Origin of the sequence: Microbacterium sp. 11MF (assembly GCF_000383475.1) — a bacterium.
Classification (GTDB): Bacteria; Actinomycetota; Actinomycetes; order Actinomycetales; family Microbacteriaceae; genus Microbacterium; species Microbacterium aquilitoris.
Genome location: NZ_KB911460.1, coordinates 394,429 through 410,253, shown reverse-complemented (window position 1 = coordinate 410,253; position 15,825 = coordinate 394,429). Strand labels below are relative to the sequence as shown.

Here is a 15,825-nt window from a genome sequence, read left to right as displayed (position 1 = left end):
GTGATAGGTGGAATGCCACAGTACCCAGGCAGTATTTCCGACCCCGGGCCCTTGACAGGTCAGCGCAGGGACAGCATGTCATCGAGATAGTCCGCGAGGGGTCTCGGCGGACCCGTGTGGCTCCACGCGATGTGCGGGACGCCGCCCTGCAGCGACAGGATGCCGGAGCCCTCGCCGCGGTCGACGGCGGCGGCATCCATCTCGGTCCACCCCAGGTGGAGTACCTCGCCCTCGGCGAACCCGCCCCGGAACGCGGCCGCGGCCCGCTCCGACCGCGCGCGCTGCGCCTCGGCGGTGTACCCGCGGATCGCGTCGTGCCGCGCGCGCAGCACCTCGCCGGTCGCGAAGACGCGGTCCTCGCCGATCAGGAGCGCCCCGATGTGCCAGGCATCCGTCACCGGGACGATCCGCGGGGCCCGTCCGATGCCCAGGATGCGGCGGTTCGCCGCCCACTCCCCCAGCCGCTCCCGCGGCGACCCTTCGAGGCGCTCGCGCGCCGCCTGCAGCAGACCGCCGGTCGTGTGCGCCGCCACCGTCAGACGAGGTGCGTCGGTGCGGAGGATCCGGCGCCGCGGATCTGCTGGTGGAGGCGCGTCATGCGGGCGTCCAGCTCGGCGGCGGCATCGGCGGCATCCTTCAACTGCCCCAGCAGGTGATCGGGCACCTGGCGTTCGTACTTGTAGTAGATCTTGTGCTCGAGGCTCGCCCAGAAGTCCATGGCGATCGTCCGGAACTGCACCTCGACGGGCACGTCCACGCGTCCCGTCGACAGGTAGACCGGCACCTCGAGGATCGCGTGCAGGCTCTTGTAGCCGTTTCCCTTCGGGGTCGCGATGTAGTCCTCGACCTCGCGGACGGTGATGTCGTCCTGCGCGGTCAGCAGGTCGAACAGGCGATACACGTCGCTCACGAAACTGCAGGTGATGCGGATGCCGGCGACGTCGGTGATGTGTGCGCGCACGGACTCGAAATCAGGGTCGATGCTGCGGCGCTGGATCTTCTCGACGATGCTGTCGGGCGACTTCACGCGGCTCGAGACGTGCTCGATCGGGTTGTAGTCGTGCATCTCGTGGAACTCCTCGCGGAGGATCGAGATCTTCGTCTCGATCTCCTGCAGGCCGAACCGGTACTCCATGAGGAAGCGCTGGAACTCATCGCGCATGCTCCGAAGAGAGGAGGCGGACACCGTGATCTGCTGCTCATCGAGCGGAGTGGACATGAGGCGACGCTATCGGGAACCACTCCGAGCGCGCTGGGAAGGATGCCTCAGTCCGCTCGGGGCGGCGCCGTGGTCGCCCGGGGGACGAGCGCCGTCGGCAGGCGCAGGTGCGTCGCTGCGGGGATGCCGCCGCCCATGAACTCCAGCAGCATCGTCACGGCCTCGGCGCCCAGGCGCTGCATCGGCTGGCGGACGGTCGACAGCGCGGGCACCGACTGCGAGGCATCCGGGACGTCGTCGAACCCGATCACCGAGAGGTCGTCGGGCACGGACAGGCCGTGCTCGTGCGCGACGCGGATGACGGTCAGCGCCGAGATGTCGTTGGCGGCGAACACCGCCGTGGGACGGTCGGCCCGGCGCAGCAGCCGGGTGGCCGCTTCGCGCGCGATGTCCTCCACGTAGCGCCCGACACCGACGAGGTCGCGGTCGAACGGGATGCGGGCGTCTTCGAGCGCCCGCCGGTAGCCGCCCTCGCGCAGCATTGAGGACCGGAGGTCGGGGCGACCCGCGACGAAGCCGATGCGGCGGTGTCCGAGCGAGATGAGGTAGGCGACGGCGTGACGGGCGCCGGCGAAGCTGTCGGACTCGACGGTGGGGAGGTCGGCCGGCCCCGTGTGCGGGTCGATCGCGACAACGGGGACCTCCGCCGTGACGTTCACGACCGTGGGGGTGACCATGATCACCCCGTCGACGAGCGTGCCGCTCAACCGGCTCAGCGAGCGCCGCTCCCAGCCTTCGCTCGACACGGCCCGCGATCCGCTGTAGGCGAGGAGATCCAGTCGCGAGTCGCGCAGAGCCGCGCCGACTCCTTTGAGCACCTCGGCGGAGAACGGCTCGAAGTCCGCGACGAGGACGCCGACGACACCGGTCTGCCGTGCGCGCATGCTGCTCGCGACGAGGCTCGATTCGTAGCCGAGCTGCTCGACGGCGGTGAGCACGCGCTGCACAGTCGCGGGGGCGACGCCGTACCGTCCGTTCACCGCCTTGGAGACCGTCGCGACCGAGACACCGGCCGCGGCGGCGACGTCGTGGATCGTGGCGCGGCTTCGCATGCGTCGAAGCGTAGCCCCATGGAAAACATTTTCGAAAACGTTTGACGTGGGCGGCAACAATTCCGACACTGGGGACCGAACCCCCGGCACGCACCGCCGGGACCACCCGCACCTCGAGGACCGAGAGTGCACTCAATGAGGAGATTGGTGATCACATGAGGACCAGAAGGATCATGGCGGGGCTCGCGGCGGTGGCCGCGGCGACCCTCGCTCTCAGCGCCTGTTCGGGCGACAACGGCGGCGGCAGCGGCGACGGCACCGTCGAGATGACGCTGTGGCAGAACTCGACCACCGGCCCCGGTCAGCAGTTCTGGAAGGACGCGATCGCGGCCTTCGAAAAGGAGAACACCGGCGTCACGATCAAGATGCAGTCCGTCCAGAACGAGGACATGGACGGCAAGCTGCAGACCGCTCTCAACGCGGGCGACCCGCCCGACATCTTCCTCCAGCGCGGCGGCGGCAAGATGACCGCGATGGTCAACGCCGGCCAGCTGATGGACCTGACCGACCGCATCTCGGACGACATCCGCGGCGAGATCTCCGAGGGCTCGTTCGCCGCCGAGACGTACCAGGACAAGGTCTGGGCGATGCCCCTCTCGGTCCTCCCCGGGGGCTTCTTCTACAGCCAGGACGCCTTCGACGAGGCGGGGATCTCCGAGACCCCCGCGACGATCGACGAGCTCAAGAGTTCCGTCGAGTCGCTGAAGGGCACCGGCATCGCACCCATCGCCCTCGGCGCGAAGGACGCCTGGCCCGCCGCCCACTGGTACTACTTCTTCGCCATCCGCGAGTGCAGCCCGAAGGTGATCGAGGAGACCGGCGACTCGAAGGACTTCAGCGACGAGTGCTGGACCCGCGCCGCCGAGGACCTCACCGACTTCGCCGCGATCAAGCCCTTCAACGAAGGCTTCCTCACCACGGCCGCCCAGCAGGGCGCTGGCAGCTCGGCCGGCCTCGTCGCGAACCGCAAGGCCGCGATGGAGCTCATGGGCGCGTGGGATCCGGGTGTGATCGCGTCGCTGACGCCGGACGAGAAGCCCCTCCCCGACCTGGCCTGGTTCCCCTTCCCCGAGATCTCGGGCGGCGACGGTGAGCCCGGGTCGATGATGGGTGGCGTCGACGGTTACTCGTGCTCCGCACAGGCCCCGAAGGAGTGCGCCGACTTCCTCAACTTCATCGCCGGCTCGGAGCAGCAGACGAAGTACTACGAGGCGTTCCAGTCGCCGCCGGTCAACTCGGTCGCGCAGAAGTCGGTGACCGAGCCCTACCTGCAGCAGATCCTCGAGGCGTACAACAGCGCCCCGTTCGTCTCGCAGTGGCTCGACACCGTCCTCGGTCAGAACGTCGGCAACGCGCTGAACGTCGCCGTCGTCGACATGCTCGCCGGTGGCAGCGACCCGCAGAAGTTCATCGCAGCCGTCAACGCCGCGGGCGCGCAGGGCTGACCATGACCGTTCGCGAGATGTCCGTCTCGGACGCCACCGGTCTCGCGGCGCACGCCGGGGGTGGCGACACGCCGCCCCCGGCTCGGCCGCGGTCCCGCCGCCGGCGGGGCCTCGGCTGGTCGGGGCGACTGGAGGTCCTCCTCCTCGCCGGACCCGCCGTGATCTTCTTCGTCGGGTTCGTCATCCTGCCGGTCCTGATGGCCGCCTATTACGGCTTCTTCCGCTGGTCGGGCTTCGGGCCCGCCACCGACTTCGTCGGGCTGAAGAACTACATCACGATCTTCAGCGACCCCAACTTCCAGAGCGCACTGCTGCACAACGCCTTCATCGTCGTCATGTCGCTGGTGCTGCAGGGACCCATCGCGATCCTCTTGGCGCTCCTGCTCAACCGCAAGATGCGGGGGCAGTCCGTCATCCGCATCCTCATCTTCGTGCCGTACGTCATCGCCGAGGTCGTCGTCGGCACCGGGTTCAGCCTGCTGCTGTCGACCAACGGCGCCGCCAACGGGATGCTGGACAAGCTCGGCCTGGGCGGCCTGACCCAGGACTGGCTGGCCGACCCGTCGATCGCGATCTGGACGCTCATGGCGATCCTCACGTGGAAGTACGTCGGCTTCGCCGTCATCCTCTTCCTCGCGGGACTCCAGGGCATCCCCGAAGAGCTGTACGAGGCGGCCGCCATCGACGGCGCGTCCTACTGGCAGATCCAGCGTCAGATCGCCCTGCCGCTGCTCGCACCGACCCTGCGCATCTGGGCGTTCCTGTCGATCATCGGCGCCCTGCAGCTGTTCGACCTCGTCTACATCATCTGGGGCCAGTACGTCTCGTCGGTCGCCGGCACCAACACGATGGCGATCTACATGGTCGTCACCGGCCGCAACGCCGGGAACTTCGGCTACGGCAATGCGGTCGCCGTCGTCATCTTCGTCATCTCGCTCATCGTCGCGCTGTTCTACCAGCGCTTCGTGCTCCGCCGTGACACGGCGGGCGCCATCACAGAGAGGGGCGTGCAGTGAGCGCCACCATGACCCTCGTCACGGCACCGCCGGCCGAGCCGCGCCTGCGCCGCGCGCCCAAGCCGAAGCTGCCGTGGGGTTCGCCCGTCGTCTACTTCGTCGCCCTCGCGGTCATCGCGCTCATGCTCGGCCCGGTGATCTACATCATCATCGGCGGGTTCCGCTCGAACTCCGCGATCACGGTCGACCCGGCCGGGTTCCCCGACCCGTGGAACATCGACAACTACGTCGGCGTCATCACGAGCGGCCAGTTCTGGGGCCAGGTCGGCAACTCGACCTTCGTGGCCCTCGCCACCACGATCGGCGCGGTCGCCCTCGGCATCGCCGCCAGCTACGTGATCGCCCGGTACAGCTTCAAGGGACGCGGGTTCCTCTACGCCCTGTTCGCCTCGGGCCTCATGTTCCCCATCACCGTCGCGATCACGCCGCTGTACATCGTGATCCGCTCGCTCGGGCTCATGAACACCCTGCCGGGCATCATCCTCCCGCAGATCGCGTTCGCCCTGCCGACGACGATCATCATCCTCGTCCCGTTCCTGCGGGCGATCCCCGACGAGATCCAGGAGGCCGCGTCGATCGACGGCTGCAGCCGCCTCGGGTTCTTCTGGCGCATGGTGCTGCCGCTCGCCGTGCCGGGTGTGATCACCGTCGGCATCCTCGCCTTCATCGGCAGCTGGAACGCGTACCTCCTGCCCCTGTTCATCCTCAACAACGAGTCGCAGTTCACCCTCCCGCTGGGCGTGCAGGCGTTCTCGTCGCAGTACTCCGTCGACACGGCGCGCGTGCTCGCGTTCACCTCGCTGTCGATGCTCCCCGCACTGCTGTTCTTCAGCCTGTTCGAGCGGCGCATCGTCGGCGGTCTCACCGGAGCCGTGAAGGGCTGACATGACCGTTCCCCACCCGCAGGCCTCGGCCCGCGTGCACGATCTGCTCGCGCAGATGACCCTCGAAGAGAAGGCCGCGCAGCTCGTCGGCTACTGGGTCGACCAGGGCGGCGAGGTCGTCGCTCCCCTGGCCGACGAGATGGTGACGACGACGAAGTACGCGGATGCCACGGCTCACGGCCTCGGCCATCTCACCCGTGTCTACGGCACGCGTCCCGTCGACCCGGTCGAGCGGGCGGCCTGGCTCTGGGAGGAGCAGCGGCGGCTGCGCGCCGACACCCGGCTCGGGATCCCCGCGATCGTCCACGAGGAGTGCCTGACCGGACTCGCCGCGTGGAAGGCGGCGACGTATCCGACGCCGCTCGCGTGGGGCGCGTCGTTCGATCCGGAACTGGTCGCCGAGATGGGCGCCGCGATCGGCGACTCGATGCGCGAACTGGGCATCCACCAGGGGCTCGCCCCCGTGCTCGACGTCATCCGCGACCCCCGCTGGGGACGCGTCGACGAGTGCATCGGCGAAGACCCGTACCTCGTCGGGACCGTGGGGACGGCCTATGTGCGAGGCGTCCAGTCGGCGGGGGTCGATGCCACCCTCAAGCACTTCGTCGGGTACTCCGCATCACAGGCGGCGCGCAACCACGCCCCCGTGCACGCCGGCCCCCGCGAGGTCGCCGACGTCCTGCTGCCGCCGTTCGAGATGGCGATCCGCGACGGCGGCGCGGCATCCGTCATGAACTCGTACGCCGAAATCGACGGCGAACCCGTCGGCGCCAGCTCGCACTACCTCGACGAGGTGCTGCGCGGCCGGCTCGGTTTCACCGGCCCGGTCGTCTCGGACTACTTCTCGGTCGCGTTCCTGCAGACCACCCACGGCGTCGCCGGCGACCTCGGCGAAGCGGCGGAGCTGGCGCTCCGTGCCGGCATCGACGTCGAACTGCCGACGGGCGACGCGTTCGCCGCTCCCCTGCTCGAGCGCATCCGCTCCGGGGTGATGGATGCCTCGCTGCTCGACGTGGCCGTCCTCCGCGTCCTCGCGCAGAAGGAGCGCCTCGGCCTGCTCGACGAGACGTTCGAGACTCCCCCGACCGACGTCGACCTCGACGGACCACGACACCGCGACCTCGCCCGTCGCCTCGCGGCCGAGTCGGTCGTGCTGCTGACCAACGACGGGACGCTGCCGGCGGCATCCGCTCGTCGCATCGCCCTCATCGGGCCGAACGCCGACTCGGCGGAGGCGCTCATGGGCTGCTACTCGTTCGTCAACCACGTGCTCGCGCACCACCCGGGGACGCCGCACGGGATCGACCTGCCGACCGTCCGCGACGCCTTCGTCGCCGAGTACCCGGACGCCGAGATCGCCTACGCCCACGGTTGCGGTGTGGAGGACGACGACGGCTCGGCTATCGGCGATGCCGTGGACGCGGCGGCGGCGGCCGAGCTCGCCGTCGTGGTCGTCGGAGACCGCGCCGGCCTCTTCGGACGCGGCACCGTCGGCGAGGGCAACGACGTCGACGATCTCGAACTGCCCGGCCTGCAGCGGCAGCTCGTCGAACGCGTCGTCGCGACGGGCACTCCCGTCGTCCTCGTGATCCTCTCGGGCCGTCCGTACGCGATCGGGTGGGCGCTCGACGGCGAACGCCGCGTCGCCGCCGCTTTGCAGTCGTTCTTCCCCGGCGAAGAGGGCGCGGACCCGATCGCCGGCATCGTCTCGGGACGACTCTCGCCCTCGGGCAGGCTCCCCGTGACCCTGCCGCGGTCGGCCGGCGCGCAGCCCTACAGCTACCTGCACCCGCGGCTCGGCGGACCGATCGACGTGACGAGCGCCGACCCGACCCCGGTGCGCCCGTTCGGGCACGGGCTGACCTACACGACGTTCGCCCACGAGCACCTGCAGGCGTCCGCGTCGGTCGCGGCGGGCGACACCCTCGAGGTCTCGGTCGTCGTCCGCAACACCGGCGAGCGCGCCGGTGCCGATGTCGTCCAGCTCTACGCGCACGACCCGGTCGCGAGCCTCACGCGCCCCGTCGCACAGCTGATGGCCTACCACCGGGTCGACCTCGGCCCGGGTGAGAGCGCGCGCGTCGTGTTCTCGCTGCCGACGGCGCGCTTCGCGTTCACGGGGCGCGACGGCCGCCGTGTCGTCGAGCCGGGACGGATCGACCTCTGGGTCGGCTCGTCGTGCGAGGACCGTGAGAGCGTCACCGCCATCGAGGTGACCGGCGAGCACGTCGTCACGCCCGACGACGCCCGGATCGTCCCGGTGCGCGTCGTGGCGGACGCCGAGCTCGTCAGTCCCGGACGGTGAGGGTCGTGCTCACGTCGAGGGCGTCGGCCGACGGTCCCGCCGCGAGGCGGTAGTCCCCCGATTGCACCCGCAGCGCCTCGCCGTCCCAGACGGCGAGGCGCTCGACCGTGAAGCGCACCTTTGCCGTCCGCGCCTCGCCCGGCTCGACCCGCACGCGGGTGTACCCGAGCAGCAGCCGGCGCGGCGCCGCGATCGGCAGCTCCGGGGCGACGGCGTAGAGCTGCACGAGCTCCTCCACCGCGCGCTCCGACCGGTTCGCGACCCGGACGCTCGCCGTGACGATCTGCTCGTCCTCCCGAGGGTCGAGGGCGGGATGCCGCCGGGTGGGCGCGGGCGCCGACACCGTTCCGGCATCCACCTCGACGGCCTCGTAGACGACGTCGCCGTAGCCGAGCCCGTGGCCGAACGCGAAAGCGTACGGGGCGGGCTGGTGCCGGTAGGTCGCCTGCTGACGCCGGGTGTCGTAGTCGAAGAGGTCGCCCGCCTGGTCCGGGTGCGCCGGCCACGACTGCGCGAGGCGCCCGACGGGCTCGCGGTCGCCGCTCAGGACGTCGAGCAGACCGTGGCCGAGCTCCTGCCCCGCGTGGCTCGACCAGACGACGGTCGCCGCGTCGGCGGCATCCGCGAGGACGTACGGGAAGCTCGAGACGATCGTCAGCACAGAGCGCGGGTTGGCGGAGCGCGCGGCCCGCCAGAGGTCCGTCGCCGCGGTCGGCAGCAGCAGGTGGAGACGGTCGGCGGTCTCGCGACCCGACAGGTGGGGGTCGTTGCCGACGGCGACGAGGACGACGTCGGCCGCCGCGGCCGCGCGCGCCACCTCGTCCAGACCGCGCGTCACCGTCTCGACCTCGAAGCGCGCGGCGTCGTCGAGGGTGACGCCCTCGGCCACGAGCAGACCCAGGTCGCGGACGACGCGCACCCACCGGCCCGAGCCGAGGTGCAGCAGCGACCACGAGCCGTCCTCGTGCACGTGCCGGCGGAAGCTCTCCTGCACGACCCAGCCGCCGACGCGCTCGGCATCGGCCCGCATCGGCCAGACGCCACCCGTCAGCAGGCGCCCGCTCGCATGGGAACGGAGGGTGAGGATGCCGTCGCCCCAGTCCGTGACGTCGAACAGGCTCGCGTCGGTCCGAGCGTCGAGGATCGCGTCGACGGTACCGTCCGCCGCTGCGGCGACGTAGCCGGACGGAGCACGGAGGACGACGGTGTCGGCGCCGGTCACGACCTCGACCGCGGCCGTCGGGTAGCGGTCGCGCACGCCCTGCGCGATGCCGACCGTGTAGGGCGGCGTACCGGAGTACCAGTCGGTGAGGACGACATCCGCCATCGGCCCGACGACGGAGACCGACGCGGGCTCGCCGAATGGCAGCACCCCGTCGTCGTTGCGCAGCAGGACGACCTGACGGGCGACCGCCTCGCGGGCGAGCTCGCGGGCGGCGGCGGTGCCGATCTCGTCCGCGCCGATCGCGGCGTACGGGTCGTCGTCGCCGTCGAACTCGCCGGTGCGGAGGCGCATCTCGAGGAGTCGGAGGACAGCGGCATCCACGTCCTCGTCCGTCAGCAGACCCTGCGCCAGGGCGCCGCGGACGGCCTCGAGGCTCGGCGTCGGGTCGGGGCCGTCGTCGGTGAACGAGTCCATGCCGCTGCGCACGAGAGCGGCGGCGGCGTTCACTTTGTCGGGCTGTGCGCGCTGGATCGAGACGAGGAAGCTCGGCGCCCCGGCATCCGACACGACCGCGATGGACTCGTCGCTCCAGCTGCGGGCCTCGGCCACCAATTCGGGCTGCGTGTGCGCGGGGACGCCGTTCACCCGGTTGTAGGCGAGCATCATGCTGCCGGCGACCTTCTGCTCGATCGCCGGACGGAACGCCGGCAGCTCCTCTTCGTGGAGTGTGCGCGGCGACATCTCGGACGACGTCGCGGACCGGTCGGTCTCGTTGCTGTAGGCGAGGAAGTGCTTGAGCGAGGGCACCGTCTTCCAGACCCGCGGGTGGTCGCCGCGGAGCCCGCGGCTGTAGGCCGCACCGAGCTGGCCCGTGTAGTGCGGGTCCTCGGAGTACCCCTCCTCGTTGCGCCCCCATGCCGGATGCCGGAGGGTGTTGACGACCGGCGCCCACACGTTGAGGTCGACGTCCGCCCCCGACGCGCGCTTGGCGCGGACCTCGGTCGCGACGAGGTCGCCCACGCGCCTCACCAGCTCGGGATCCCACGTCGCCGCGAGGCCGACGGGCTGCGGGAAGACCGTGGCCACACCCACCCACGCGAGCCCGTGAAGGGCCTCGCATCCGGTGTGGAACGGGCGGATGCCGAGGCGCTCCACCGCCGGCATGGCCTGGTGGAGCATCGCGACGCGCTCCTCCGGGGTCAGCCGCTCGAGCAGGTCGCGGGAGCGCTCGGCCAGCGGCACATCGATCCGGCGGAAGGCGTCGACCGTCATCCGGCGACCTCCACCTCGGCCTCGAGCGAGACCGCCCCGGCACCGACGACCGACGCCGTCCGGTCGCCGACCTGCAGGCTCCACGGCGCACGCGCGTCCGACGACTCGGCGGTGATCCGCCCGCCCTCGCGACGCACCCGGAACACCGTCGCGGCAGCCCCGTCGTGCCCCGGGACGACCGTCTCGCCGTCGTACCCGTCGGGCAGCTCGAAGCAGCGCAGCGTCACGCCGTCGGCCCAGTCGTAGTCCGGCCGATCCTCGCGCGCTCCCCACGGCAGCACCGTGCCCGGTCGCACCCGCAGCGGGACGGACTCGTAGCCGTGACGCTCGGTCTGCCACGTGCGGCCGTCCACCGCGTCACCGGTCAGGAGCGAGGTCCACCGTCCCTCGGGCAGGTAGTACTCGACGCTCCCGTCCTCGGTGAAGACGGGGGCGACCATGAGGGAGTCGCCCAGCATGTACTGGACGTCGGCGTCGTGCGTCGACCGGTCACCGGGGAACTCGAGCACGAGCGGGCGCATCATCGGGATGCCGGCGGTGTGCGCCTCCTCCGCGATCCGGGCGAGGTACGGCATGAGGCGCAGCTTCAGCGTCGTGAACCGGCGCGTCACCTCGACCGCCTCGTCGTCGAACGCCCACGGCACCCGCACCGAGCCCGAACCGTGCAGGCGGGAGTGCGAGGAGAGCAGTCCGAACGCGAGCCAGCGCTTGAAGACACCGGCATCCGGTGTTCCCTCGAAGCCGCCGATGTCGTGACTCCAGTATCCGAACCCGCTCATCGCGAGCGACAGGCCGCCGCGCAGGGTCTCGGCCATCGACAGGAGCGTCGAGTCGTTGTCGCCACCCCAGTGCACGGGGAACTGCTGGCCGCCCGCCGTCGCCGAGCGGGCGTACAGGACCGCCTCGCCGACGCCGCGCTCCTCCTCGAGCACCCGGAAGACGATCTCGTTGTAGAGCTGCGGGTAGTAGTTGTGCATCCGCTGCGGGTCGGACCCGTCGTGCCAGACGACGCCGTCGACCGGGATCCGCTCGCCGAAGTCGGTCTTGAAGCTGTCGGCGCCCTGCCGCACGAGACGGCGCAGGTGCTCGGCGTACCACTCGGCCGCCTCGGGGTTGGTGAAGTCCACGATCGCCATCCCGGCCTGCCACATGTCCCACTGCCAGACGTCGCCGCCCGTCGTTTTCAGCAGGAACCCGCGCTCCGCGGCCTCGGCGAAGATGGCGGAACGCTGCGCGATGTAGGGATTGATCCACAGCGAGACCCTGAGGCCGCGCTCGCGCAGCCTCGCGAGCTGGCCGTCGGGGTCGGGGAACATGCGCGGATCCCACGTGAAGTCGGTCCACTGGAACTCCCGCATCCAGAAGCAGTCGAAGTGGAACACCGACAGCGGCAGGTCGCGCGCGGCCATCCCGTCGACGAACTCGGTCACGCTGGCCTCGTCGTACGCGGCGGTGAAGGACGTCGTCAGCCACAGCCCGAACGACCACGCCGGCACGCGGGCAGGACGCCCCGTGAGCGCCGTGTAGCGCCGCAGCACGTCCTTGGGCTCGGGCCCGGCGATCACGTAGTAGTCGAGCGTCTCGCCCGGCACCGAGAACTGCACGCGCGAATTGATCTCGGACCCGACCTCGAACGACACCGCGTCGGGGCTGTCGACGAAGACGCCGTACCCGCGACTCGTCAGGTAGAACGGCACCGACTTGTACGCCTGCTCGCTCGACGTGCCGCCGTCCGCATTCCACGTGTCGATCGACTGGCCGTTCTTCGTGAAGGCGCCGAAGCGTTCGCCGAACCCGTAGACGCGCTCGCCCGGCTCGATCGAGAGCTGCTGGTGCACCCACGTGCCATCCGGGCCCGTCATGTGGCCGATCGAGCGAGGCAGCGAGGTCGTCAGCACGCGGTCGCCCTGCTCGAACGCGACGCGCCACGCCCCGTCGCGCGACACACGGACGCGGAGGTCACCGGCATCCAGCACGCCCTCGGCGTCGTCGACCGTCACGGTCGGCGTGTAGCCCTCCTCCCCCGTCACGGCGAAGTCGGGACCGCGGTGACGCCCGCCGGCGTGCCGCTGCACCCGCACCTTGATGACCCCGGGGGCCGGCGCCGAGAACGTCGTCGTGATCATCGGCCGGTTGAGCGTGTCGCCCCGGTGGCGGATTGCGGCGGTCGGCGCGAAGACGGTGAGGCTGCCGGCCTCGGCGTCGGCACGCATGTCGTCCACGGCGCTCGCATACAGTCCGGTCACTCCCGGCCTCATGAGCCAGTAGCCGTCGGTGAACTTCATGTCCTTCGCCTTTCTGTCACGACTCGCGCGTCCCCCCTCGGAACCGTCACGTGGTCGTCGATCTCGTCATTTGTCAGCAGGTCGGTCCAGGCTCCGGAGAGCGGGATCGTCACGTCGTCGTCGCCGCGGTTCAGCAGGAAGAGCGCGTCGCCGCGCCGCACGACCTCGACCTCCGCGGGCGGCACGTCGATGGCACCGGCGACGCCCGCGGCATCCAGCGCGTCACCGAGGACCGCGTCGAGCAGGTCGTCCGCGAGGACGGCGCCGACGTACCAGGCCGTCCCGTTCCGCGTCACGACCGGGCGCCCCGCGAGGTCGCCCGACGCGAACGTCGCCACGACCTCGGCGCCGTCGGTGCGGAGCTTCTCGCCGAGGGTGTGGGCGACGGATGCCGCCCACCGCCCGTCAGCCGACGCGACGGCGACGCCGTCGTCGGGGAGCCCGACCCATTCCTCGCCGCTGACCCCGAGCATGTCGCGGAGCAGCACGGGCGAGCGGCCCGTGAGGATGTGCCCGCGCTCGTCGGCGACGCCGCTGAACGGCCCGACCACGACCTGCGCACCGCGAGCGGCGGCGTCGGTCAGGCGCGCGGCGTCGTCCGGTCGCAGGACGTACCCGTGCGGCAGGAGCACGACGTCGTAGGCGCTGAGATCGGCGCCGAAGGGCACGACGTCGACGGGGATGCCGCGCCGCCACATCGGACGGTACCAGCGACGCATCTGCTCGAGACCATCGAAGCGGGCCGTCGGGCGCGCGGGTTCGTCCGACGCCCACCACGACGGCCAGTCGAAGAGCACCGCGGTGCGCGCGGCGACGCGGCCGCCCACGACGGGCCGGAGTCGCTGCAGCTCGCGCCCCTGGCGGCAGACGCCCTCGAAGACCTCGGTGTCCGCACCGGCGTGAGGCAGCATCGCGGAGTGGAAGCGTTCGGCGCCGGCCGTGGACTGCCGCCACTGGAAGAAGCAGATCCCGTCGGCGCCGCGCGCGACCGCCTGCAGCGTGTCGAGGCGCGCCCGCGCGGGCGTCTTCGGGAGGTTGTGCGGACGCCACTGGACGGCGCTGATCGCCTGCTCCATCAGCACCCACGGCCGGCCGTCGCCGAGTCCGCGCATGAGGTCCTGCACGAAGGCCATGTCGAGCGGGCTGTCGGGGTCGGCGGGGTCCGGGTACTGATCGTCGCTCACGACGTCGACGTCGTCCGCCCACGACCAGTAGTCCACGTGCGCGAAGGCGCCCATGAAATTCGTCGTGATGGGCTGGGTGGCGCCGGCGCCCCGGATGGTGTCGCGGAGCTCGCGGTAGCAGTCGCGCAGCTCGTCGGAGGTGAACCGGCGGAAGTCCAGCGACTGCGTCGGATTGATGAGGTACGGCGCGCGCCGGGGCGGCAGGATCTCGGCGACGTCCGAGTACCGCTGCGCCCAGAACGCGGTGCCCCACGCCCGGTTGATCTCGTCTATGGATCCGTACCGGCGCAGCAGCCACTCCCGGAAGGCGCGCGCCGCCTCGTCGCCGTGGTCGATCTGGCCGTACTCGTTGCCGACGTGCCACATCCGGACGGCGGGATGCCGCGCGTACCGCGCCGCGAGGTCCGCCGTGATCGCGCGCGCCGCCTCGCGGTAGACGCGCGAGGACGGTGAGAACTGGTTGCGCGATCCGGCGACGAGGCGCACGCCGTCGCGGTCGACCGGCAGGGTCTCGGGATGCCGGATCCCGAGCCACGGCGGCGGTGAGGCCACCGGGGTCGCGAGGTCGACGGCGATCCCGCCGTCGTGGAGCAGGTCGAGGACCTCGTCGAGCCACGCGAACTCGCGCGCCCCGGGGGTCGGCTCGAGCTCCGCCCAGCTGAAGACGCCGACGGTGACGAGGTTCACCCCCGCGCGCTGCATGAGGGCGATGTCCTCGCGCCAGACCTCGGGCGACCACTGCTCGGGGTTGTAGTCCCCACCGAAGAGGATGCCGCGCTCGGCCGACAGCGTCGCGAAGGCCGAGGAGGAGGCAGAGGTCATGACCGGACGGGCCTTTCAGCGAATGTGGACGACAGTGTCGAAGCGCTTCAACGATCTCAACCTATACTAGCGATCACGACCGTGTCCATCGGTCGGCAGGGCAGCGTTCGAGGCGTCAGACGAGCCGATACGCTCGATCCATCCGCGCGTCGAAGCCGATGCCGTCGGAGAAGGAGGGTCCATGACCACGATCGCCGACGTGGCCCAGGCCGCGGGAGTCTCGATCTCGACGGTCTCATACGTGATGAGCGGCAAACGCACCATCTCGCAGGAGACGCGGGAACGCGTCGAGCAGGCGATGGCCGACCTCTCCTACAGCCCGCAGGCGAGCGCGCGCTCCCTCGCCTCGCGGTCGACGAGCATTCTGGGGTTGCAAGCCCCCATCCGCGCCGGCGTCGACGTCCACGTCGTCATGCAGATCGTCGCGGGAGCCCTCAAAGAGGCGCGCCTGCACCACCACGACATCCTGCTGCTCACGAGCGACGACGCCGCCGGTGTCGAACGCGCGGCGCGGGCGGGGATGGTCGACGGGGTGCTGATCCTCGACGTCGAGACGAGCGACCCCCGCGTGGGCTCGCTCGCCGACCTCAGCATCCCGAGCGTCCTCATCGGCCTCCCCGACACGGCCGACCAGCTGATCTGCGTCGACTTCGACTTCGAAGCCGCCGGACGCCTCGCCGCCGAGCGTCTCGCCGAGCGCGGCCACCGCACCGTCACCCTCCTCGGCGCCCCGCCTCAGGTGCAGGCACGACACACCTCGTACTCGGACCGCCTCACCCGCGGGTTCCTCTCCCGCAGCCGTGAGGTGGGACTCACCGCGACCGTGCTCCCCTGCCCCGCGGGTCCCGGCGCGACCGAGGTCGTCGATGCGCTGCTCGCCGGGTCCCCCGAGACCACCGCGCTCTTCGTCCACAACGAGGCAGCCCTTCCCTTCATCGCCGCCCGCCTCTTGGCCTCGGCCTCCGCGGCGCCCATCGAGATCGTCGCCCTGAGCCCGGCCGAGCTCGCCCTCCATGTTCCGGGCGTGTCGGACGTCATCGACCTTCCCGCCGAAGAGCTCGGCGCGGCGGGTGCCCGCACGCTGCTCGCCGCGATCCGCGGTGAACGGTCGCCCGGGCCGGAACTCCTCGCCCCGCGCTTCGCCCACTCGCCGGCGGAACCCGCGACGGTCTGATC

Annotated in this window: 11 protein-coding genes; 5 read left to right on the top strand and 6 right to left on the bottom strand. The window is 71.0% G+C overall.

Annotation, left to right across the window (positions count from 1 at the left end; genetic code table 11):
• Window positions 1–59: 59 nt before the first annotated feature.
• From H286_RS0108915 to H286_RS0108905, 3 genes are read right to left on the bottom strand one after another with little or no spacing between them, the layout of a single operon-like run.
• Window positions 60–533 (bottom strand): hypothetical protein, encoded by a 474-nt coding sequence (locus H286_RS0108915; RefSeq protein ID WP_020097877.1) that lies wholly within the window; start codon window positions 531–533, stop codon window positions 60–62.
• A gap of 2 nt (window positions 534–535) precedes the next feature.
• Window positions 536–1,219, bottom strand: coding sequence for a GTP pyrophosphokinase (locus tag H286_RS0108910; protein ID WP_020097876.1), 684 nt, complete (start codon window positions 1,217–1,219; stop codon window positions 536–538).
• 47 nt (window positions 1,220–1,266) lie between these two features.
• The gene (locus H286_RS0108905; protein ID WP_269208870.1) at window positions 1,267–2,328 is read right to left on the bottom strand and encodes a LacI family DNA-binding transcriptional regulator; all 1,062 of its coding nucleotides are present in this window, start codon (window positions 2,326–2,328) and stop codon (window positions 1,267–1,269) included.
• Window positions 2,329–2,444: 116 nt separating this feature from the next.
• Here H286_RS0108905 and H286_RS0108900 point away from each other — a divergent pair, with 116 nt between their 5' ends.
• From H286_RS0108900 to H286_RS0108885, 4 genes are read left to right on the top strand one after another with little or no spacing between them, the layout of a single operon-like run.
• The gene (locus H286_RS0108900; RefSeq protein ID WP_020097874.1) at window positions 2,445–3,716 is read left to right on the top strand and encodes an extracellular solute-binding protein; all 1,272 of its coding nucleotides are present in this window, start codon (window positions 2,445–2,447) and stop codon (window positions 3,714–3,716) included.
• A 2-nt stretch (window positions 3,717–3,718) separates the two neighbouring features.
• Entirely contained in the window at window positions 3,719–4,732 is a 1,014-nt protein-coding gene (locus H286_RS0108895) for a carbohydrate ABC transporter permease (RefSeq protein WP_020097873.1), read from the top strand.
• Window positions 4,733–4,740: 8 nt separating this feature from the next.
• Complete coding sequence (locus H286_RS0108890; protein ID WP_020097872.1) at window positions 4,741–5,616, top strand: carbohydrate ABC transporter permease; 876 nt, start codon at window positions 4,741–4,743, stop codon at window positions 5,614–5,616.
• Between the two features lies 1 nt (window position 5,617).
• The gene (locus H286_RS0108885; protein WP_020097871.1) at window positions 5,618–7,921 is read left to right on the top strand and encodes a glycoside hydrolase family 3 N-terminal domain-containing protein; all 2,304 of its coding nucleotides are present in this window, start codon (window positions 5,618–5,620) and stop codon (window positions 7,919–7,921) included.
• Here H286_RS0108885 and H286_RS0108880 read toward each other — a convergent pair.
• The 3 genes from H286_RS0108880 to H286_RS0108870 are packed head-to-tail and all read right to left on the bottom strand — an operon-like array spanning window position 7,905 to window position 14,649.
• The gene (locus H286_RS0108880; RefSeq protein ID WP_020097870.1) at window positions 7,905–10,358 is read right to left on the bottom strand and encodes a glycoside hydrolase family 3 C-terminal domain-containing protein; all 2,454 of its coding nucleotides are present in this window, start codon (window positions 10,356–10,358) and stop codon (window positions 7,905–7,907) included. The genes H286_RS0108885 and H286_RS0108880 overlap by 17 nt on opposite strands.
• Entirely contained in the window at window positions 10,355–12,643 is a 2,289-nt protein-coding gene (yicI, locus tag H286_RS0108875; protein WP_020097869.1) for an alpha-xylosidase, read from the bottom strand. The genes H286_RS0108880 and yicI overlap by 4 nt, the downstream gene beginning before the upstream one ends.
• A complete protein-coding gene (locus tag H286_RS0108870) occupies window positions 12,640–14,649 on the bottom strand; it encodes a beta-galactosidase (RefSeq protein ID WP_020097868.1) in 2,010 nt (669 codons plus the stop codon). Before H286_RS0108870 ends, yicI begins: the two co-directional genes overlap by 4 nt.
• Window positions 14,650–14,830: 181 nt before the next feature.
• On the opposite strand from H286_RS0108870, the gene H286_RS0108865 reads away from it, so the two are divergent.
• Window positions 14,831–15,823: a LacI family DNA-binding transcriptional regulator gene (locus H286_RS0108865; protein WP_018185649.1), complete on the top strand. Its 993-nt coding sequence runs from the start codon at window positions 14,831–14,833 to the stop codon at window positions 15,821–15,823.
• Window positions 15,824–15,825 lie beyond the last annotated feature (2 nt).

Excerpts from the sequence above, each read along its gene's own strand:
- H286_RS0108880 (WP_020097870.1), bottom strand. The coding sequence starts at position 10,358 with ATGACGGTCGACGCCTTCCGCCGGATCGATGTGCCGCTGGCCGAGCGC.
- H286_RS0108870 (WP_020097868.1), bottom strand. The coding sequence starts at position 14,649 with ATGACCTCTGCCTCCTCCTCGGCCTTCGCGACGCTGTCGGCCGAGCGC.
- H286_RS0108895 (WP_020097873.1), top strand. The coding sequence starts at position 3,719 with ATGACCGTTCGCGAGATGTCCGTCTCGGACGCCACCGGTCTCGCGGCG.
- H286_RS0108910 (WP_020097876.1), bottom strand. The coding sequence starts at position 1,219 with ATGTCCACTCCGCTCGATGAGCAGCAGATCACGGTGTCCGCCTCCTCT.
- H286_RS0108865 (WP_018185649.1), top strand. The coding sequence starts at position 14,831 with ATGACCACGATCGCCGACGTGGCCCAGGCCGCGGGAGTCTCGATCTCG.
- H286_RS0108885 (WP_020097871.1), top strand. The coding sequence starts at position 5,618 with ATGACCGTTCCCCACCCGCAGGCCTCGGCCCGCGTGCACGATCTGCTC.
- H286_RS0108900 (WP_020097874.1), top strand. The coding sequence starts at position 2,445 with ATGGCGGGGCTCGCGGCGGTGGCCGCGGCGACCCTCGCTCTCAGCGCC.
- yicI (WP_020097869.1), bottom strand. The coding sequence starts at position 12,643 with ATGAAGTTCACCGACGGCTACTGGCTCATGAGGCCGGGAGTGACCGGA.
- H286_RS0108890 (WP_020097872.1), top strand. The coding sequence starts at position 4,741 with ATGACCCTCGTCACGGCACCGCCGGCCGAGCCGCGCCTGCGCCGCGCG.